Here is a 21,095-nt window from a genome sequence, read left to right as displayed (position 1 = left end):
CTCTCATTCTTTCTATAAAATTTACCTTTAATATTTATATTTAATTCGTTTAACTATACTCCTATTTGTCCCCTTATTTATTTTTGTTAACTCATTAAATTTAGCTATAGACATTTTACATTGTGCCACGACACCTGTCAATATAAATAAACTAAAAAAAATAAATTATTTTATTTATGGTATTATAATTGTTGTTTGATATTTCTAACTTCTTTTTTAAACTATATATATTTTGTTACTTGAATTTTATTCTTCCATATTTGAGTATATTCTTCTCCGAAAGTATCTACTAATTTCTTTATATAGATTTTTTTCATATTTTCAGACTGGACTATTATTTTGTCTGCATAAACTGCACCTGGTTTACACAAATAGTGTTTTAAATTATAATTATCTGCAATGCTTTCTGAATCAAATTCATCCACTGTGCCAATTGGTAGATATTTTATTTCAAAAGCATATTTTCTCATATACTCGACATAATAATTTGACGGTACTGTAAGTAAAGGATTTTCATTATCATAAGGATTTTGAATATATACTTCATCTGGACAACTTTTTTCAATCTTATAATCAATAAAGCTTTTAATATCTTCTACTTCTATCGATTCTTCTCTTAAATAAGCATCAAAATTTAGTGATTCAAAAATTTCTTCATCTGACGATATAATGTTTCCAAAAAAATCTTTCTTCATAAGTGGCAAAGGAATAATATAAACCACCGTATCGTCCTCTTTTTTTGCATTTTCATAATATGGTTGCATGCTTTTCCACTCTTTGATTCCGATTGGTAAAAAAACAATTTCTCGCTTAGCTTGTTTAATTCTTCTATTTCCATCATTATTTTCTACTAATGAGGCATCCTTATTCAAATGTTCGTTCAACGTTAATTCTCTTTCACATTCACAAACATCAACTATCGGTCTATTAATTAGCTTATCCGGATTTATTTTAAACTCAAAAATTTCTTTTCCTGCTAATCTTTCCATTTCTTCTTTTTGTTTTTCAAAAAAAGGATAATTATGTAACGCATTGCTTTTTACACAAACCTTATAATCATTATATCTTCTATTTAAAATATCATCATACCCTACCGGAACTGAAATTTTTATGTCTTCAAATGGTAAAAAAAGAACATCTTCATAATAATTTTTTGGAATTCCTTCCTCACCTGAAATTATAAAAGGATGCAATATTCCAACTAGGTTACTTTCTTCTTTGGTAACTCTTTTGGAATGCTCAACAAACAATTCTCTAACCCTATTGGCGATTGTTCTTTTACTACCTTCTCTTGAAATTGTTATGTTATAGGTTTTTTCAAGTTTGTCTAACAATTTTAAACTCTTGGAACTTAGTTTTTGATACGATTTTTGATCTGATTTCTCACTATTTTTTTCTGTTGATTCTATTTCATCTACTGATTCTATCTCTTCTATTGTTACAAGCATAAAAAGCAATTCATTGTCTCTTTGTTTTTCTTTTTCCGAATCTTCATATAAATAATCCAAAGGGAAAACATCGACGCACGATAACCAAGGGAAATTATAGTGATTTTTTAGAGAATCACTTTCAAAATTTATTCGTTGTCCATTGACTATTTTCACTGAAAAATTATGGTAATTCTCTTTTTGTTTATAATCGTGAATTGTGTATTCTTCTGGAAGTTCATCTTTTGCCTTTTCCAAAAAGAACTCAAAATCCTCCCTAAACATCACTATATCTATATCATCATCCCATGGTATAAAACCGCCATGTCGCACCGCTCCCAACAGCGTACCTGCATCAGCAAAGTATTTTATATTGTATCTTTTGCAGATTTTATCAATTTCTTTTAAAACATCTAATTCCGTTGCCCACGCTTGCTTTATCGAAGTTGGAACATAGAAACCATTTCTAATCTCATCTCTAAAGAAATCAATTTTTTGTTTCATATTTTTTCCCTCATTTATAGAAACACTACATTTAGTTTTTGCTGTCTTCATTATTTTTATGTGTTAAGTATTATTTTAATTTATAAAGCATTTTATATGTGAAACCTTCTCTTCAATTCTGTTTTTGCTCTCTTATCGCCTATTATTACTGTTCCTAAAAACAGAAAAATTGACACAGCAGTTGAAACATTTATTAAAACCACCCATTTGATTTCACCGAATACACCTAGAGTTACTAAAACTACTCCTAATACTACTTGGAAAAGTTGGATCATTATATAGCTTTGCCAATTTCGTCGATTAGCAAGCATTAAAATCACTATTATTAAATCTAATACTAAAATAACTATTGGAAACACATATTCTAATGACCAGCCTTTGTATCCCATTACAAAATCGCTACATACACACATTCCCAAAGCGATAAAAAATATACCAACTATCTTGAATAGATATCCTGATTTTCCCATAATAGTCAGACGTAAAATCACATTGACATAGACTACGACCATGCCAACTATTATGCTCCACATTATTTTTCTTCCATTTATGCTATAATCTAACCAAAAGCAAAATGTTTGCAATACAATTGATAAAAACAATAATATATTTGAAAAAACACGAAATCTTCGTGTAATTTCAATTGCATCAATAGGATATAGATTACTTATCGGGGTATCGTTTTTTTCTAATATTAAATTGCAAAGTGGGCATCTATCTGTATCATCTAATATTTCCACATTACACTTTTTACATCGTGCCATTTTTCCACCAAACTTTCCATTTTGTATATTTTCCTGCATATTTATTCTTATGCATGTTATGTTTTTCGTATTTTCTGGATAATTTCTTAATTCTACGACGAATACACTCCATTAGTCTCAATTGATACACTTATTCCATCACTTACGAGCTGTTTACAAAAACATTTTTGTATTGAAGTATCAGCTAAAATTGAGCTAAATGTATAAACCAAGACTCCATTGTATGAGCAGATAGTTCCTTTTATATATTGTCCTTCGGACATTGCTATAAATGCATAAAACTGATCTATGTATTTTTCGTAAGGTTCATCTACTTTCAAATTGCCAATGTTTGTGACAGTTGTAGTATTTGCCAACGCCGACTTAGTGTAAATCATCTTCATATATGCATTTTTTAAAAATAAAGGAACTGGACGTGCAAATTTATTAAGCTGTCCTGCAACACTGTATGAAAAAAGATTTTCTAAATGTTCTTTTGTTATCTGTTTATGTAAACTTTTTTTTATGATTTCTAAAACTTCTGAAAAAGTATATTCTTCATTTTTTGCTATAAATTCAGCAGAAACCATAATAAAGAAATTCTTGGTTGTTATCGAATCAAAAAAAGGTCTAAGATTTACCGGAACAGCTACTCGTATCGCTTTTTCACTTGGCATCTTTTTGAGGCACTCAACATAAATGCTCCACACAAAACATGCCACCAAATATTCATTTATAGTTGCATTATATTTTTTTGAAACTGTCTTTATTTCATCTAAAGGCATCAAAATATGCATTACTCCAAATTCGCCATCACTTAATTTATCTCCCTTTATAAGATATGCTTTTTGACTCTTATAACCACGTTTTGTTTTTTTCTTAAAATTTTTGATAAAACTATCTTCTCTATTCAAAGATGTGTTATAGCTAAATTCATCACCTAATTTTTCTTGCAAGTCTTTATGTGCTAATCTCAAATATTGATATGTCAATTCTCTGATAAAATTAATTCCGCCCATTCCGTCTGTCAAAACATGAAAAACTTCTAGATTTATTTTACATGAATAATAAGTCACTCTAAATAAATAATCCCTATTTGAACTTGGATGAATGAATCTGCATGGAAAAGTGTTTTCTTCTACTACTTTGGGAGCTTTTTTCCCATTTTCTTCAAAATAATACCAAAAAACACCTCTTCTTAAACGCAAATTAAATCCATCCATCCTAGGAAGGACTTTATTTAGAGCTTCTTGTAAAAGTTCTGGTTGTATTTCTTCTTTTAATTTGACGCTAATTCTATATACGTTAGTCATCGACTCTCCTGCAATAACAGGAAAAAGATTAGCCGTATTATCTAGTTTATCCCAACGTATTTCTCGTCTTTTTCTACCAGCCAACTTCTTTGGTCCCCTTTCACTTATCATCCATATAAAAAATATGTACATAATAGTTTATAGATATTCAACTGATTTTTCAAAAAAATCATATAACAACGTATGTAAATACATATAATTTATCGGATGATAACATAAAAAAATTTTTAATTTTAATCTGGCAATTTGCCATACACTTCCATTGGAACATATGCCTTGATTGCTATTCCCTCTGGAACATACTCTTCTGAAACAAGTTCACCCTGTTTTCTTACAAGCTGAATAATTCCCGCATCTTGATATGAAATTATTCTTTCAATATATATTTTATTATCTCTAAGTAAATTTACAATTACTTCTTTTATTTCATCTAAGCCCTGATCTTTTACTGCCGAAATAAGTAAAGTTTTTTCTGCCCTAAAATCTCTTAACGGTTCATTATCCGTTCTTTTATCTTGTTTATTAAAAAGTGTAATAATTGTTTTATCTTTTACTTCTAATTCATCTAATGTTTGATAAACTGTTTCCATCTGATGCTCATAATTTACATTTGAAGAATCTACTACGTGAAAAATATAATCCGCATACTTTGCTTCTTCTAGTGTACTCTTAAACGCTTCTATTAAATTGTGTGGCAATTTTCTGATAAAACCAACTGTATCTGTTAACAATACCTGTTGATGCGCATCAAGTTCAAGTAGTCTTGTTGTTGGATCTAATGTTGCAAACAATTTATCTTCTTCAAGAACTGTCGCATCTGTCAAATGATTAAGTAGTGTCGATTTGCCGGCATTCGTATAACCTACAATAGCTATAACAGGAATATTATTTCTCTTTCTTTGTGCTCTTGTAACATCCCTATGTTTTTGAATAACCTTCAACTCTTTATTAAGTTGGGATATTCTATCACGAATAAGACGTCTATCGATTTCTAACTTCTTTTCACCTGGTCCTCTTGTTCCGATTCCACCACCAAGTCTAGACATAGAAACACCCAATCCACTTAAACGACTTGCTCTATACTTCAATTGTGCAAGCTCGACCTGAATTTTACCTTCACTTGTGGACGCCCTTGCTGCAAAAATATCTAAAATTACTAATGTTCTATCCATTATTTTTACATTTAAAGCATCATCTAAATTTTTAAGCTGAGCTGGAGATAATTCATCATCACAAACAATTCCAGTTGCACCTGTTTGTTCAATTAATTCTGCAATTTCTTGAATTTTACCACTTCCAACATAAGTAGCATTATTTCTGATTTCAAGATTTTGAACAATCCTTCCGCACACAACTGCACCCGTTGTCTCAACAAGTTCTTCTAACTCATCTAATGACTCGTTGACGTCATCACCATTTTGCTCACCCACACCAACTAATATTAATTTTTCTTGTAATTCTTCCATTTCAAATGCTTCTGCCATACATTTTTCCTTTTCTTTTCTTAATCTTAATATCAATCTTAATCTAAATGTTTTCTAATCACACTATTAAAAACTTACACTTTTTCTTTAAGCACAAAAAATTTATCAACCTCTTCTAACGAGTTTTCAAGAAAACATATTCTGATTTAGCTGCCTCATCTGAAGGATAGCTTTCTACATATTTTTTCATGAGTTCTTTGGCAGATTTAAAATCTCCAGTGTGCTCATACGCAGAAATTGCCTTCTTCATAAGTGCCTGTTTATTTGGAACTTCTTCTAATTTGAGTCCATTCAAAAAATAACTTAAAGAATATCCATATTTATCTTCTTTCATTAAACTCTTACCGAATCTATAATATTCCTCGGATGATAAATCAGATTCTTCCATATGTTTTTTGAAATTTTTATTAGCTTCATCTTTATCTGATTTTTTAGAACTATCAGCATAAATATCTCCTAAATAAAAATATGCTTCTTTTTCACCATCGTCAATCGCTTCTTTTAATAAGCCGATTGCTTTATCTTTTTTCCCTAAAAGATTATAAATTCTACCTTTTTGCATCTTATCATAAGCCTTATTCTTATCAATATTAAGTGCTTTATTTAGGTACTCTTTTGCTTCTTTTTCTTCACCATCATTTGCAAGTGAATTATAGATTCCAATGTATAATTCGTAATCTTTTTCATCTTCCTCTAAAGCTTTTTTATAATCATTTATCGCCTTTTTTTCCTGACTCTGACTTAGATATACATTTCCTCTTAAATAATATGCTTTTGCATTATTATCATAGTTAATTAATGATGTGTATGTTTTAATTGCACCCTTAGCATCACCGCTTAAATACTGTGCTTCACCTTTGTAAAAACATATTTCAATTTCCTTTTTGCCAACCTTGCCATTTGACTGTTTAAGTGCACTATCTAATGATTTAATGGCTTCTTTGTACTGACCATTCTCTAATGCATTTACTCCATATTGCTTATATGTAGTCTGTTTCGATTCATTTCTTCCACATCCTCCTAAAACAGACATTACTGTTACAGATGTCATTACTAATGTTAAAATCTTATTTTTCATTTGCTTCATTATTTTGTCCTTCTTCTTGAACTTTTTTGATTTATCTTATTTTTTCAATACTATTAATTATACACAATTGACTTGTTTTAAGCAATTTTATTTCATCGCAAATAATAAAAAAGAGACTATCAGATGATATTTGTTTGATTTTAAAAATATCATATTATACGGATAGCCTCTTTTATCTTGTTATGTATTATGTTTTTTTATGTTTGTTTTTTTTATGTATCTGTGTGCTGATAACTTTTATGTGTTATATACATTTTTATGCTGTTTTTTTATTAACCTACCTGTACAAGGAAATTATAAAGTCCACTGTGAACTGCATTGTTATCGTGGTTAGCTCCTGGAACCTCATACCAAATATTAGAAACGCCGTTTTTTGCCAAGAGTTCGTGATAACTCTTAGGGAACTGACCTACGACACTATCTGCTGTTCCACACATTACCATAACTGTTTTCATAGCATTTGGTTGTCCTGCCTTAGGATATACCACCTGCTCTGGTTTTAAACTTCCAGGATGATTTGTTGCCCAGTCTCTTGCAGGAACAAGTCCTGGAGCTGGCGAAAATGCTGCTGCGTACGAAAATAGATTTGGATATGAAATACTTGTGTAAAGTGTTTCTCTTCCACCTAATGAGAATCCAGCAATTGCCGTATTATCACGACCTTTTAAAACTGAATATCTACTTTCAATACATGGCATCAAATCATTAACAAGATCATTCTTGAAATTATCATATGGTTTTAAACCTTCAGGTGTTAAAGCAGGTCTTTGAGCTGGATTTGTTGCTGCAAACATATTTGGCATAACAACAATCCACTGTCTTGCTTTTCCATCTCTAGCTAAATTGTAGAAAATTTCTCTTACTTTACTACTTGGGTCTGAAGAAAATGTATTCTCATCTCCAAATACACCATGTAATAAATAAAGTACAGGATATTTTTTGTTTTTATTATAGTTTTCTGGTAATAAAACAGTGTATCCTCTTTGCATTCTACAAGTTTTTGAATAATATGTTTCGTGTGTATATCTTCCATATGCCACACCTTGTCTTGTTGCCATTGCACTTGCAGGACAATTTACTTCAATCTGTTTTGATGGCTGTGGATTGCTTGGCTGTGGGTTACTTGGCTGTGGGTTACTTGGCTGTGGATTGCTTGGCTGTGTTGAACCACTTTGATCTACTTCTTCAAAAATCCATTGTTGATTTTCTCTACCCGAACGACTCCACTGACACACATTAGCACCATCCTGTTTTGAAAAATTATAGTCATCTAAACATTTTGAATTATTGCTACATTTAGTTGCAATTACAAATGAACCATTTTTAGATGTTGGCTGTAAACTAAATTTTTGTGGATTACCACTATATGCTGAATAAATCTGCGCGTTTGCTCCATCGTAGTTAGCTCCTCCAGCAATATCTAGCATAAAATTACCAACTGCACTTGTTAGTGTAACATAGCCATCATTTGTATGTTTAACATACCATTTCTGACCTTGCACTCCAGTACCTTTTGATAATTCAACATTAGCACCATTTCTTGACTGATTATTTGTAACTTGCAAATATTTCTGTGCATTTACATTTTTAATATAATACCATCCGTCTTTTACATTTGTAACTTGTGCTGCTTTAACGTTTTGTCCAAGAATGTTTCCTTGAAAACTTACACTTCCAGCTGTAAGTCCTAATGCTAAGGCACATGACACAACTCGTTTACCGAGCTGATAACGATTTATATTTTTTTTCTTCATAACTTCTCTCTTTTCTGTCTTATCTTTTCTTTAAAGCTATTTACTGATTATAAACTCTCCTCAGACTGAGTATATATTTGCTTAAGCATCCTAATTATAGCAGACATCAAGAAAGAAGTCTCATATATTAAATTTATGGAGTGATGTGGAATGCTAAAATATTTGAGTATTGGATTATTGTTTATTCTACCACATACTCATCACCTTTTATCACCTTACCAAAAACTGATGCATCATGACAAACTGTTGCATTTTCACATATTTCTGCATCTTTTTCAATCTCTGCCCCATCGTATATCCTAGCATTTCCATAGACTTTTGCATTTTCACTTACATTTGCGGTACCATATATTTCCGCATTATCCATAATTTTTGCATTTCCATCTACAGTAGCGTTCCCATGTATTTCCGCATTATCCATAATTTTTGCATTTCCATCTACAGTAGCGTTCCCATGTATTTCCGCATTATCCATAATTTTTGCATTTCCATCTACAGAAGCGTTCCCATGTACCTTGGCGCAATCAAAAACTGCTGAATCATCATCTACACAAGCATTTCCATAGACACATGCATCATCATAAATCCATGCTCCATCCATGTGAGATAGATTATCTTCTTTTTCAATATAACCTCCATAATTTTCCACATTAACATGGCTCTCTTGTCCATCTTTATCTTCTCGTACAAAATCTTTAATTGCTTTTATACGATGTAACTCTCGTCCATCAACGACAATTGTTTCATCTGTGATTTCATATTTTTTATCATCATCTTCTTCATCTTCTAGAGGCTCATTAACTTTTTCATAACCACAAATTACTCTGTCATCTTCTACTATAGAATCGCCATATACTTCCGCACTTTCATAGATTTTAGCATTATCTACCACAAATGCATTACCATATACTTTGGCATTTCCATATACTTTAGCATTATCATCTATTAACGCATTTTCATATATCTGCGCATCACCATATACCTGTGCACCACCGTATACACGCGCATCATCATATACCTGTGCATTTTCACTAATACATGCATCTAAAGAAATCTCTGCATTTCCATACACTCTTGTATTTCCTGATATTTTGGCATCTGATTCCACAATTGCCCTATCATATACATGCGCATTATCCATTACTTGTGCATGAAACTCTACATAAGCGTTTCCGTACACCTGGGCATTATCTTTTATTTGTGCATCTCCACATATATGAGCTGCATCAAATACTTTCGCGTTATTCCAAACTCCAGCATTACCATATACCTCTGCATCACAATATACACACGCATCATCGAAGACCCACGAATTACCATTGTTTCCTAAATTTTTATAACTTTCAACAAAACCACCTAACTCTCGTTTATTTACACGTACATCCTTTCGTTCAATCGTTTTAAGTGCTTTGATTCTATGAAGCACATGACCATCTACAACTCTTGTTTCTTCGGTAAAACTATACTTTTGATTTAATTGTTCTTTTTCTACTTCATCACTACCAAAAAAATTTTTGATTTTTCCTAACAAACTCATACTTGTATTCTCCTTTGATTTTCCTTGTATTTTTATTGCATTTTTATTGTATTTTTCTATTGAAAAATAATTCTATTTTGCCTTTATAATTATTGGATTCGTAGAAATATCTCTCAATTTTGCCACTTCTTTTATATCATCCGGTGATGTTCTGCAACATCCACCTATAAATCGAGCACCTGCGATTTGCCATTTTTTTGCTCTTTGTGCAAAAGAAATACCGTCTGGTGCACCATTCCAAACTTTATTTATTCCGTCATAAACTTCGCCACTGTTAGGATAAACGCAAATTGGAATATCTGATTCGTTTCTTAAATTTAAAATTATATCTTCAACAATTTCTGGTGCAACACAATTAACCCCAATTGCCTTAATATGACTATATTTATTCATGCATTCAACAACATCTTTTATAGGTGTTCCATCGCTAATTCTATCCGGTGTCTTAACTGTAAAACTCACCCAAAAATCGCTATCTAATTCTTCTAGCAACTCTGCAACCGCCTTCGCCTCATCCAATTTTGGACAAGTTTCAACTGCAAAAATTTCAGCCCCAGCATCTTTTAAAATGTTTATTCTTTTTGAATGGAAATCTTTATATTCCTCTTTAGTAAGATCATATGCGCCTGAGTATTCAGAACCATCAGCAAGATATGCGCCATAAGGTCCAATATCTCCTGCAATTACTGGGTAGTCACATCCCTTTTCTTTTCCTGATTCTTGCCACCATTCTTCTCTTGCTAAAAGTGCAATTTCCATTGATTTTCTAATAAGCACCTCGGCTTCTGCTTCTGAATAACCTGCATCCATAAAACCTGGAATTGTTGCCTGATAACTACAACAAGTAACAACATTTGCTCCTGCTTCCATGTAATCTTTATGAATTTGTTTGATTGCATCAGGATTTTCTTTTAAAAATTTAGCACTCCACAAAGCATCACTTACGTTATATCCACGTTTTTCTAGCTCCGTTCCCATAGCACCATCCATTACGATTAATTTACCTTGTTTTAAAAAATCATCTATTCTTCCCATTTAAACCTGGTCTCCTGTTTTTTTATTTGTATTAATTTACTTTTTCAAAATTAAATTTTGTATAATCCTGATATCTTCTAATTATTTTACTCCTGGATTTTTTTGCAGTCAAATGTTACATACTCCACGGCTTCTCCACGCTCCTTTGCAGGTAGATATCTTTTCCAAAAATCATCATACAATCCAAAAATTTCTTTACTTTTTGCAAAAATAATAAAAATTGTAATCAAAACATAGAAGGCTGACAAAATATCTGTAAATGCCCATAAAACATCCGCTTTAATGTTATAAAAAATCACACATGGAATCATGTAATAGATTATGTAAAACGGCCTTATTTTACGATTAACATCCGAATCTCCGAATGCATAATTTACACTTTTTTCACATGTATAATACATTCCTATAATTGTTGTCCAGGCAAAAACTGTGATTGCTATTGCTGTCAGCTGACCACCAATTTTTCCATATGCTGAAGTAAACGCAAAAGTAGTTAATGCGCCACTTGTTACGTCTGTTTTGAAATATGAACCTGTCATAATAATTGTAAATGCAGTAATCGAGCAAACTACAAATGTGTCCAAAAACACTTCTCCCCATCCCCATAAAGATTGACGCACAGGATGATCCGTTTTTGCACTGGCATGAGCTATCATTCCATAACCTGTACCTGCATCATTAGAATAGATTCCTCTGGCAACACCAAATTGTATGGCATCTCTTACTGTTGCACCTGCAAATCCACCCACAGCTGATACCGGAGAGAACGCACTCTTTACAATCAACATAATAACTCTTGGTATTTCCTGATAATTAAAAATAATTACTCCTAAACCCATGATAATATATAATGTTGCCATAATTGGAACTGTTTTACTCATTACTTCTGAAATTCTTTTTAGACCACCCCATATGGTAACTAAACATGTTACTCCAATAATTACATCCATTATAATTGGAGGAACTCCAAATGCCTGATTTACCGAACTTGTAACTGCTTCAGTTTGCACACAACACGTCCATGGTCCAAAAATAAAACAAAATACTGCTAAAACTGTTGCTCCTTTTTTCCAGCCAAAAGCATTCTTCAATACGAATGAACGGTCACACACATATTCATCCATTGATTTTTCATAATGTTCTCTGTACCTTTGACCAATTATTATTTCACAAGCCTTTGTCGACATTCCAAAAAAGGCTGAAATCCACATCCATATCAAAGCACCTGGGCCACCACTTACAATAGCAGTTGCGACACCACTGATATTTCCTGTTCCAATAGTATTAGCGAGTGCTGTACAAGCTGCTTTAAATCCTGAAATTGTACCATCACCCTCACCTGCAGAAAACATTGTTCCCAAGGTGTTTTTCGCATTAAAAATAATTTTTCGTTGATAACGGAATAAAAATCGAATTGAAAGAAGTACTCCCACTGTCAAAACAAGACCTGTCATCCAGTTTCCCCACATGAAATCATCAATAGTCATCAAAATATCTGTAAACTTTTTCATAAATAAAACTCTCCTTTAGTCTTCAAAAGCATAATGACATTATATATATATTTTTTTTATCCTGTCAACTAAAATAGACGACGCTTTTAAACGCCGTCTATTTCTGTAATCTTTGTTTTATAATTTTATATTATTTATAATTCTATATTTCTATAACTCTGATTTTCTCATAAAATGGCAATAATGTTAGTCTGTAATTGTATTACATTTTTAACTTTACTACATTTATTTTAACTTCCAGATTTCATCATTGTACTGAGCAATTGTTCTGTCTGATGAGAAGAAGCCTGCCTTGCTAATGTTGATTAACATTTTCTTAGCCCATGCTTTTCTATCTTCAAAGTCTTCATAAACCTTATCTCTTGTTTCTACAAAGTCTTTAAAATCTGGGAATGTCATAAACCAGTCTTTATTTAATAATTCGTTATATAATCTTTCTAAGTTTTCTTTACAACCAACTTTTAATAATTCTTTGCTTACAATGAAATCTACAGCTTTCTGTAAATCTTCATCTTCATCATAATAATCTTTTGATACATAGCTTGCATCTTCGTAACGTTTAATAACAGTCTCTGATGACTCACCAAATGTATAAATGTTATCATCTCCTACAAGCTCTGCGATTTCAACGTTTGCACCATCCATTGTACCAAGTGTAATTGCACCATTTAACATAAATTTCATGTTACTTGTTCCTGATGCTTCCTTAGATGCAAGTGAAATCTGTTCAGAAATATCACAAGCTGGAATTAATTTTTCAGCTAATGTAACATTGTAGTTTTCTACCATTACAACTTTTAGGTATTTATTTACTTTTGGATCTTTTTCAATAATCTGCTGTAAGCAAAGGATTAAATGTATAATATCTTTTGCAATTACATAAGCTGGAGCCGCTTTGGCACCAAAGAATACTGTAATAGGTCTCTTAGGTAATTTACCTTCTTTAATTTCAAAGTACTTGTTAATTACATATAATGCATTCATCTGCTGTCTCTTGTACTCATGTAATCTCTTAACTTGAATATCAAAGACTGAATCTTCGTTGATGTCAATGTTTTGTGTTGCTTTTAAGTAATTCTTTAATTCAACTTTCTTCTGATGTTTAACATCTAAAACTTTATTTAATACATCATCATCATTAACGAAATTACCTAATTTTTCTAATTCGTTTGCATCTTTTTTCCAACCGTCTCCAATTAATTCTGTAATTAATGCAGATAACTCAGGATTACATTCCATTAACCAACGTCTAAATGTAATACCATTTGTCTTGTTGTTGAATTTCTCTGGATATAATTTATAAAAATTATTTAATTCTGTATTTTTAAGGATTTCAGTATGTAAGTAAGCTACACCATTTACACTATAACCATAATGAATATCCATATGAGCCATGTGTACTAACCCGTCTTTAATAATGTATGTGCTTTCATCTTTTACTTTTCCTTTAATTCGGTTATCAAGTTCTCTGATAATTGGCATTAATTGTGGTACTGCTTTGTCTAAGAAAGCGATTGGCCATTTTTCAAGTGCTTCTGCAAGGATTGTGTGGTTAGTATATGCACAAACCTTAGAAACAATTTCGATTGCTTCATCCATTAATAAACCTTTTTCCTGTAACTGACGAACAAGTTCAGGAATAACCATTGATGGATGTGTATCGTTAATCTGAATTGTTGCATAATCAGCTAAATCATGCAAGTTTGAACCTTTCTCAACTGCTTCATCAATAATTAATGCTGCTGCATTGCTTACCATAAAATACTGCTGATAAACTCTTAATAAACGACCTTTATCATCTGAATCATCTGGATACAAGAAAAGTGTTAAGTTTTTCTCAATCTGCTCTTTATCAAAATCAATTGTTTCTCCAACGATTGATTCATCTACTGTATCGATATCAAATAAATGTAATTTTGTTGTTCTGTTATTATAACCTACAACGTCGATATCATATAATTTTGATTTTACTTTAAATCCACCAAAATTAACTTCATATGTCTTTTCTGTTTTATTTAACCAGCTATCTTCTGTAATCCATGGATTAGGTGTTTCTTTCTGTAAATTTTTTTCAAAAACCTGTTTAAATAATCCATAATGATAATTAAGTCCAACACCGTCTCCGTTTAAACCAAGTGTTGCAATTGAATCTATAAAACATGCTGCAAGTCTTCCAAGTCCGCCATTACCAAGTGATGGTTCTGCCTCGTACTCTTCCAAGTCAGCTAAATCTTTTCCGTTTTCTTTTAATGTTTCTTTAACTTCTTCATAAATTCCTAAGTTGATTAAGTTATTTGATAATAACTTTCCAATTAAAAATTCTGCTGAAATATAATATAGTTTTTTCTTTCCTTCGTTGCTTTCTTTTTCTTTTGCAAGTTCTTTTACTGTTTCTAAAAGAGTATCATATAACTCTTTTGTTGTGCATTTGGCAATACCTTTTCCATATTTCTTTTTAATGATTGTTGCAAAATCTTTTTCTTTGCCGTTAATTTTCATTCGTAAATATCCTCCATATCCTGGCACACTACTCTAGGGAACAGTCTTCATACTATCATTGTATATTGAAACTGTATTTTGAGGAAAGGGAAGTTACAACATGCTGACTATCCCCTAGCATCCTGTGCACTTTCATGCATTCCTTTATTAATTTTACCGTTCTTAGATATTGTCTGAAAAAACACAATCCTTTGAACGTCTCACCTAACTTACAATTAAATTATATGCAAATATCTAACATTATTCTTGCATTATTCTCTTAAAAAATGGTACAATTCTATCATGAATATATTAGAATATGAAAATTATCACGAAACAATATCACATGGTGATATAATTTTTCCATATAATACGTATCTTTGTTCAATTCCATATGACTTTTCAAAAGTTCCACTACACTGGCACGAAGAAATGGAGGTTATTTATATAAAAAAAGGCCAAGGAACTGTCACTGTGGATTTTAAATCTTATAATGTTAAAAGTCCATCTGTAATTCTTATTTTACCAGGACAATTACATTCGATTGAGCAACATGATTCTTATTCTATGGAATATGAAAATATTATTTTTAACCCATCAATGCTTATACCTAAACAAACTGACTGTTGTACAACTGATTTTATTCTTCCCCTACTTAACAGACAAATAACAGTTCCTACAGTATTTACACCTGTATATCCATATTATGAAGATGTTGTTCAAAGTTTAGATTGTTGCGACAATATTTCAATGACTCGTCCACAAGGTTATCAACTTTATATTAAGAGTCAACTTTTTAATCTGTTTTTTGTTTTAAATAACCGTTGCAAGATATTATCTAATCCTCGCTCAAACAAAACAACTCTTGCACTTGATAAAATGAAAATCATTTTAAAATTCATCGAAAACAACTATATGAATCGAATTTCCATTTATGATGTTGCAAGTCTTCTTGATTATTCTGAATCACATTTTATGAGATATTTTAAAAATACGATGGGTACTTCTTTTATTGATTACTTAAATGAATATAGACTGACTATGGCAAGTCGACTTCTTGTTACATCTGATTCTTCTATATTAGATATTGCAAATGAAGTTGGATTTGATAACCTTTCATATTTTAACAGAAGTTTTAAGAAAAAATATAATACAACGCCATTACGTTATCGCAAGGCAAACAGAACATAATATCAAAAAAGAGCTTCATTACAATGAAGCTCTTTCTTTTCTTAAAATAAAAATTTTACGTTAAAACATATATAACTATGATTATTATCCCTGAAGACCGTCAGATTGTCTAATCATATCTTCAACTACGATATCATAGATTTCACCTTCAGTATTACAATACTCTAAGATTTTCCAAGGTTCGTTAGTATGAAAATGAATCTTTATAAGATCTTCATCACCTGCAGCAATTAAGCTGTTTCCTTCAAAATGCTCTGTTATGTAATCCGCAATTTCATCTTCGTCTAAATCTTTATCACGTCTATCAATTAATAGCTGTGTATCATAACGATATGCAAATTGATCATCTTCTGCATCTATTGAATGTACTGCCATTATGTTCCTCCTGTTCTGTATTAATTAAGTATAATTATTGACCATATAAGTCAATGACCAATCATAATTTATTTATAATATTTATGATTTTACTTTTCTATTATATCACATTTATAATGTTACTTCTTTATTATATTTCCCCGAAAAAATATAACATTACTACTTAAATGTATACTATATTTTTACAACTTCATCGCAGCACTCATTAATAAATTCATAATCATGAGTTACTACAAAAATAGTTTTTTCTTTATTCTTTAAAAATTTAAGTTCTTTTGCCAACAAATGCATATTATTTTTATCCAAACCACTTGTAGGTTCATCTAATAAAATAAACTTCCTTTCCGCAGCTATACATGATGCAATTGCAACTCTTTGTTTTTGTCCTCCAGATAACGACATAGGATGCGCGTTAGCAAATTCTTCTAACTTAAATCTCTTAAGGATTTTTATAGCCTTTTCTTTTTTCTCTGTATCTGACATTTTAGCATCCATACTTATCATTACTTCCTCTAAGACAGATTCTGTAAAAAGCTGATGATTAACATCCTGCATTACAAGATAACTATCTTTTAGACGTTGTTTCCTTGGCCAAAGTTTTCCATTTTTATAAACTCTATCGTGCTTTGCTTTATAAACCCCACATAAGCACTTCAAAAATGTACTCTTCCCTACTCCGTTTTTTCCGATTATCGCAACAATGCCATCAGACACAATTTCGAATTTTTTTAGGCATAACGCCTTGTCTTTTCTCTTGTATTCATATTCTAAATCTTCAATTTCTATGCAATTTACAGTAGAATCTTCATTATTATGTTTATTTATATCCTGCTTAATATTTTTTTCTTTATCAGTCTTATCTTTAATAATTACGCAAGATTCATCTAATGTTCTTAGCCCTTTCTCAGAAATTTCTTTATCTGATAAGAAAATCAATTCATCTCGAGTATATTGCTCATCTATTCTACCTTTTTTTAATATAAAAATTTCATCTAACAAATCCTTCAAATAATAAAGCCTGTGTTCAGAAATAACTATTGTTTTTCCCTCAGCTTTCCATTTTACTAACACTTGTCTTAAATTTTCAATAGCATATCTGTCTAGGTTTGAAGATGGTTCATCTAACACTACAATATCTGGATGCATTACAGCAACACTACCACAAGCAATTTGTTGTTTTTCTCCTCCACTTAACTCAAAAATATTCCTGCTACGTAATTTTTCAAGCTTTAGTTGACTGGTAACGTCTTTCATTCTAGATATTATTTCTTTAGTATCCATGCTTATATTTTCAGCAGCAAAAGCAAGCTCGCTATCCGTATCTACGTTAAAAAACTGACTTCTTGGATTCTGAAAAACACTGCCTATTATTCTTCCCAACTCCTCTACTTTTTTTCCAATAATACTTACATTGTCGATTTTTACATTACCAGTAAGTTCTCCCTGAAAAAAATTAGGTACAAGCCCATTTAAAATTCTCGTAAACGTAGTCTTTCCACAACCACTTTCTCCTGTGAAAACAACAAACTCACCACTTTTAATTTTTAGATTTATGTCATATAAGTTAGCCTTGTCAGACTTATTGTTAGCGTATTTAAAACTAACATTTTCAAACTCAATCATGCTACAATTCCTCCGAAAAATGAAAAAATTCCTAATTCAAATATTCCAATAGAAAAAAGTAAAAAGTCAAAGAATGAAAAACCAATTTCTACTATATGTGTTCTTTTTCCTTTTACCGTAAGACATTTAGCCATCGAAGCAGCTGACAATTCTTCGGCTATTTTTGAAATTGACATAAACAAAGGGACTAATGCATATTCTAACGTGTCAAAAGGATTCCTTTTTAATGTCAATATACCTCTCATTTTCATAGCGAATCTAATATCATGCCATTCTTCCTTTATAGTCGGGAAAAAACGAAACATAACAGCAAACGGAATTACTATAACCATTGGTATATGCATTTTTTCCATTGCTGTAACAAATTCACTTACCGTAGTTGTTTTCATAAGATAATATGCCATCATAGCACTAGCTAAAAATCTTGAAATCATTCCAGTTGTAAAAAGAATTATTATCAATAAAGTCGTCTGTATATTGGTTAAAATATATCTTTCCATAGAAAATGAGTACGCATACAACACAAAATACATCGCTGCTTTTCGGTACCATTTTTCGTTAACCATTAATAAAAACGGTATCATAGCCATAATAATCCTAAAAAAAGTGAATGTTCCAGAAATCTTTCCCCCCATCATTATTATATTAATGACTATCAGTAAAAATAATTTAGTCCTAGGATCAATTTTTTTTATCATGACGCAGTTCCTATTTTTTCAAAATGTTTACGTAATAAACGCTTTGCAAACATGCCTCCTAACACTCCTCCTAAAAGACACATAACTATTAACGCTATAAACATCCAGTCTGGAGTAAGTGATCTCATTATTTTTACATACTGTGTTCCATATCCTTTTTCAAGACTTGCAAGATAATTGTCTCTATAACCAAAAAACATAGGAAGTTCCATTCCTCCAACCCATAATGACATCGTAGCACAGCAAATCACTCCAGCATTTATATTTTTATAACCTGCCTTTCTCCAAATCAATTCAGTAATAATCCCTCCTGCTATACCGAATAATGCTGCTACAACTGGTCTGCCTGTAATCACTGTCAGTATTCCCAAAAGTATTCCCATTATTGCAAGCATCCCCGGTTTTTTTGCTTTTTGTAAAAAAATCATAATTGGTATTGCTCCTAAAAATCCTTCTAATAACCCCACAAAAACAATAGTCTGTGGTACAAATAACAACATTGCCATCAAGGCAACGCATAAAAAATGCAATACCGTATACACACCAATATTAATAATGTCCCGAATTTCTAATTCTTTTTTCATGCTACCTCTCCCTTCGTCCAGGAAATATCTGAGTTAACTTTTTCCATAAACTCTTTATATAATCCGTTTTTATTAATTAATTCCTGATGTGTTCCCCTTTCTCGTATTATTCCGTCAGCTATGACTAAAATATCATCCGCATTCTTTATAGTTTTAAGTCTATGTGCAATAACAAGAAGTGTCTTTCCTTTTACGAGCTCATTTATGGCATCTTGTATTAGTCTCTCATTATCAGCATCTACTGATGCAGTTGCCTCATCTAAAATAACAATAGGTGAATCTTTTAAAATACAACGTGCTATTGATATTCTTTGCTTTTCTCCTCCTGAAAGACTTGCTCCACCTTCTCCAATAACAGTATCAAATCCTTCTGGAAGTTCCATTATAAAATCATAACATCTTGCTTTTTTTGCCGCTTGTATAACTTCCTCTCTCGTCGCATTTGGTCTTCCCATTACAATATTGTTATAAATTGTATCCTGAAAAAGATAAACCCTTTGAAAAACCATACTTATTTCATTCATCAAATCATGAAGGGAAACATCTTTAATATTGACTCCTTTTATCCTTATTTCTCCATTTTTTATATCCCAAAATCTTGCAAGAAGACTGGCAATCGTACTTTTTCCACTTCCTGATGGCCCAACAATCGCAGTCATCGTATTAGCTTCCATTTCAAATGAAATATCATGAAGAACTTCTTTATCCTCATATCCAAATGATACGTTTTTAAATTCAACTTGTTTTCCTTCATGTTTTTTAGGAATTCTCAATTTTCCTTCATCAACAAGTTCTGGTACATTCAATACTTCCTCAATTCTATCCATGCAGGCATTCATAACTGTAAGTCTTGTTGATTCGTTGTATAAAACATATACTGGCATATATAAATCAAAGATAAAAAGCATTATTCCAACAAAAGAAGATACACTAATAACACCTCTCATTACAAGATATACACATATAGCAAGAGTTCCTGCTGTTCCTACAGCGTAAAGAAAACCTAAACTAACGGAAAATGGAAAAACAGCCTCTTCAAATTTTATATTTTCCCTACAACTCTCCTCAAAATTATATGTTAATTCTTTTGAAGATTTACCCAACATGTTATAAGTTTTTATAATATTCATTCCTTCCGTGTAGTCAATTACTGCCGAAGTTAAATTTTCCGCCTGTACCTGTCTTGTTTTAGAATGTAAAAGTATTTTATTCGATACAATTTTGCCTCCCAAAACAATTGCAAATACCGTCACTACTCCAAAAATTCCAATACGATAATCGAAAAAAAATAAAAATACTATCATTATAGTTTCTGAAAAAATATATGTCATAAGTTGAGCAATCTGAGACATACATATTTCTTCAACCATAGACATGTCAGTTGTTAGAATAGACGATATTTTTCCCAAATTTCCTTCTGTATAGTATCCCATAGGAAGATTCTTCAAATGTTCTCCTATTTTAATTCTCATATCTGCAAACATTTCAAATCCTGTCGCTGATTGAAGCCTATCGCCAATATATTGTGCCAGGATTTGAGCGAATAAAATTGTTCCCGTTGCAATTGCAGAATTTGTAACAAAATCTGAATTTAATTTATTTTCCAATACTTTGTTAATAACAACAAATGCAACTATGACAGGAGCCTTCATCAATAACCCTCTGATAAAACAAAAAATGTATGCCAGACGTATACGAATTTTTCTTTTTCCGGCAGCTTCTACAATTCTGTGTATCATCTTCAACATAAC

At 31.4% G+C, this 21,095-nt stretch carries 16 protein-coding genes; 1 reads left to right on the top strand and 15 read right to left on the bottom strand.

Annotation, left to right across the window (positions count from 1 at the left end):
* Nucleotides 1–221 precede the first annotated feature (221 nt).
* The 10 genes from BLV79_RS08545 to BLV79_RS08500 all read right to left on the bottom strand — a co-directional run bounded on the left by BLV79_RS08545 (nt 222) and on the right by BLV79_RS08500 (nt 14,894).
* Entirely contained in the window at nt 222–1,931 is a 1,710-nt protein-coding gene (locus BLV79_RS08545; RefSeq protein WP_074718096.1) for a LicD family protein, read from the bottom strand.
* Between the two features lie 92 nt (nt 1,932–2,023).
* Entirely contained in the window at nt 2,024–2,734 is a 711-nt protein-coding gene (locus BLV79_RS08540) for a DUF6320 domain-containing protein (RefSeq protein ID WP_083354514.1), read from the bottom strand.
* Nucleotides 2,735–2,787: 53 nt separating this feature from the next.
* Complete coding sequence (locus BLV79_RS08535; protein ID WP_074718094.1) at nt 2,788–4,119, bottom strand: hypothetical protein; 1,332 nt, start codon at nt 4,117–4,119, stop codon at nt 2,788–2,790.
* A 101-nt stretch (nt 4,120–4,220) separates the two neighbouring features.
* Complete coding sequence (gene hflX / locus BLV79_RS08530; protein WP_074718092.1) at nt 4,221–5,471, bottom strand: GTPase HflX; 1,251 nt, start codon at nt 5,469–5,471, stop codon at nt 4,221–4,223.
* A 115-nt stretch (nt 5,472–5,586) separates the two neighbouring features.
* A complete protein-coding gene (locus tag BLV79_RS08525; protein WP_083354513.1) occupies nt 5,587–6,558 on the bottom strand; it encodes a tetratricopeptide repeat protein in 972 nt (323 codons plus the stop codon).
* 272 nt (nt 6,559–6,830) lie between these two features.
* Nucleotides 6,831–8,312 (bottom strand): alpha/beta hydrolase-fold protein, encoded by a 1,482-nt coding sequence (locus BLV79_RS08520; protein WP_074718090.1) that lies wholly within the window; start codon nt 8,310–8,312, stop codon nt 6,831–6,833.
* A gap of 181 nt (nt 8,313–8,493) precedes the next feature.
* Nucleotides 8,494–9,849, bottom strand: a complete 1,356-nt coding sequence (locus tag BLV79_RS12890; protein WP_074718088.1) for an LbetaH domain-containing protein — start codon at nt 9,847–9,849, stop codon at nt 8,494–8,496.
* A gap of 72 nt (nt 9,850–9,921) precedes the next feature.
* Entirely contained in the window at nt 9,922–10,884 is a 963-nt protein-coding gene (gene mmuM / locus BLV79_RS08510) for a homocysteine S-methyltransferase (RefSeq protein ID WP_074718085.1), read from the bottom strand.
* A gap of 86 nt (nt 10,885–10,970) precedes the next feature.
* Entirely contained in the window at nt 10,971–12,395 is a 1,425-nt protein-coding gene (locus BLV79_RS08505) for an alanine/glycine:cation symporter family protein (RefSeq protein WP_074718083.1), read from the bottom strand.
* Nucleotides 12,396–12,620: 225 nt separating this feature from the next.
* Nucleotides 12,621–14,894, bottom strand: a complete 2,274-nt coding sequence (locus BLV79_RS08500; protein ID WP_074718081.1) for a glycogen/starch/alpha-glucan phosphorylase — start codon at nt 14,892–14,894, stop codon at nt 12,621–12,623.
* A 282-nt stretch (nt 14,895–15,176) separates the two neighbouring features.
* Between BLV79_RS08500 and BLV79_RS08495 the strand changes: the two genes are divergently transcribed.
* On the top strand, nt 15,177–16,064 hold the full coding sequence (locus tag BLV79_RS08495) for an AraC family transcriptional regulator (RefSeq protein WP_074718079.1): 888 nt from the start codon (nt 15,177–15,179) through the stop codon (nt 16,062–16,064).
* Nucleotides 16,065–16,148: 84 nt separating this feature from the next.
* Here the strand turns inward: BLV79_RS08495 and BLV79_RS08490 are convergent, their stop codons facing one another.
* The 5 genes from BLV79_RS08490 to BLV79_RS08470 form a co-directional block, all read right to left on the bottom strand.
* Nucleotides 16,149–16,439: a hypothetical protein gene (locus BLV79_RS08490; RefSeq protein ID WP_074718077.1), complete on the bottom strand. Its 291-nt coding sequence runs from the start codon at nt 16,437–16,439 to the stop codon at nt 16,149–16,151.
* A gap of 174 nt (nt 16,440–16,613) precedes the next feature.
* Complete coding sequence (locus BLV79_RS08485; protein WP_074718075.1) at nt 16,614–18,062, bottom strand: ABC transporter ATP-binding protein; 1,449 nt, start codon at nt 18,060–18,062, stop codon at nt 16,614–16,616.
* Nucleotides 18,059–18,760 (bottom strand): energy-coupling factor transporter transmembrane component T, encoded by a 702-nt coding sequence (locus tag BLV79_RS08480; RefSeq protein WP_074718073.1) that lies wholly within the window; start codon nt 18,758–18,760, stop codon nt 18,059–18,061. Before BLV79_RS08480 ends, BLV79_RS08485 begins: the two co-directional genes overlap by 4 nt.
* The gene (locus BLV79_RS08475; protein WP_074718071.1) at nt 18,757–19,344 is read right to left on the bottom strand and encodes an MptD family putative ECF transporter S component; all 588 of its coding nucleotides are present in this window, start codon (nt 19,342–19,344) and stop codon (nt 18,757–18,759) included. Before BLV79_RS08475 ends, BLV79_RS08480 begins: the two co-directional genes overlap by 4 nt.
* Entirely contained in the window at nt 19,341–21,092 is a 1,752-nt protein-coding gene (locus BLV79_RS08470) for an ABC transporter ATP-binding protein (protein WP_074718117.1), read from the bottom strand. Before BLV79_RS08470 ends, BLV79_RS08475 begins: the two co-directional genes overlap by 4 nt.
* Nucleotides 21,093–21,095: the final 3 nt, after the last annotated feature.

This window comes from Lachnobacterium bovis DSM 14045 (assembly GCF_900107245.1).
Taxonomy (GTDB): Bacteria; Bacillota; Clostridia; order Lachnospirales; family Lachnospiraceae; genus Roseburia; species Roseburia bovis.
The sequence above is the reverse complement of the archived record's forward strand: the minus strand, read 5'-3'. Positions and strand labels throughout refer to the sequence as shown.

Bases quoted from the DNA above. Each gene is read 5' to 3' on its own strand.
- BLV79_RS08545 (WP_074718096.1), bottom strand. From the start codon at position 1,931: ATGAAACAAAAAATTGATTTCTTTAGAGATGAGATTAGAAATGGTTTC.
- BLV79_RS08540 (WP_083354514.1), bottom strand. From the start codon at position 2,734: ATGCAGGAAAATATACAAAATGGAAAGTTTGGTGGAAAAATGGCACGA.
- BLV79_RS08535 (WP_074718094.1), bottom strand. From the start codon at position 4,119: ATGTACATATTTTTTATATGGATGATAAGTGAAAGGGGACCAAAGAAG.
- hflX (WP_074718092.1), bottom strand. From the start codon at position 5,471: ATGGCAGAAGCATTTGAAATGGAAGAATTACAAGAAAAATTAATATTA.
- BLV79_RS08525 (WP_083354513.1), bottom strand. From the start codon at position 6,558: ATGAAGCAAATGAAAAATAAGATTTTAACATTAGTAATGACATCTGTA.
- BLV79_RS08520 (WP_074718090.1), bottom strand. From the start codon at position 8,312: ATGAAGAAAAAAAATATAAATCGTTATCAGCTCGGTAAACGAGTTGTG.
- BLV79_RS12890 (WP_074718088.1), bottom strand. From the start codon at position 9,849: ATGAGTTTGTTAGGAAAAATCAAAAATTTTTTTGGTAGTGATGAAGTA.
- mmuM (WP_074718085.1), bottom strand. From the start codon at position 10,884: ATGGGAAGAATAGATGATTTTTTAAAACAAGGTAAATTAATCGTAATG.
- BLV79_RS08505 (WP_074718083.1), bottom strand. From the start codon at position 12,395: ATGAAAAAGTTTACAGATATTTTGATGACTATTGATGATTTCATGTGG.
- BLV79_RS08500 (WP_074718081.1), bottom strand. From the start codon at position 14,894: ATGAAAATTAACGGCAAAGAAAAAGATTTTGCAACAATCATTAAAAAG.
- BLV79_RS08495 (WP_074718079.1), top strand. From the start codon at position 15,177: ATGAATATATTAGAATATGAAAATTATCACGAAACAATATCACATGGT.
- BLV79_RS08490 (WP_074718077.1), bottom strand. From the start codon at position 16,439: ATGGCAGTACATTCAATAGATGCAGAAGATGATCAATTTGCATATCGT.
- BLV79_RS08485 (WP_074718075.1), bottom strand. From the start codon at position 18,062: ATGATTGAGTTTGAAAATGTTAGTTTTAAATACGCTAACAATAAGTCT.
- BLV79_RS08480 (WP_074718073.1), bottom strand. From the start codon at position 18,760: ATGATAAAAAAAATTGATCCTAGGACTAAATTATTTTTACTGATAGTC.
- BLV79_RS08475 (WP_074718071.1), bottom strand. From the start codon at position 19,344: ATGAAAAAAGAATTAGAAATTCGGGACATTATTAATATTGGTGTGTAT.
- BLV79_RS08470 (WP_074718117.1), bottom strand. From the start codon at position 21,092: ATGTTGAAGATGATACACAGAATTGTAGAAGCTGCCGGAAAAAGAAAA.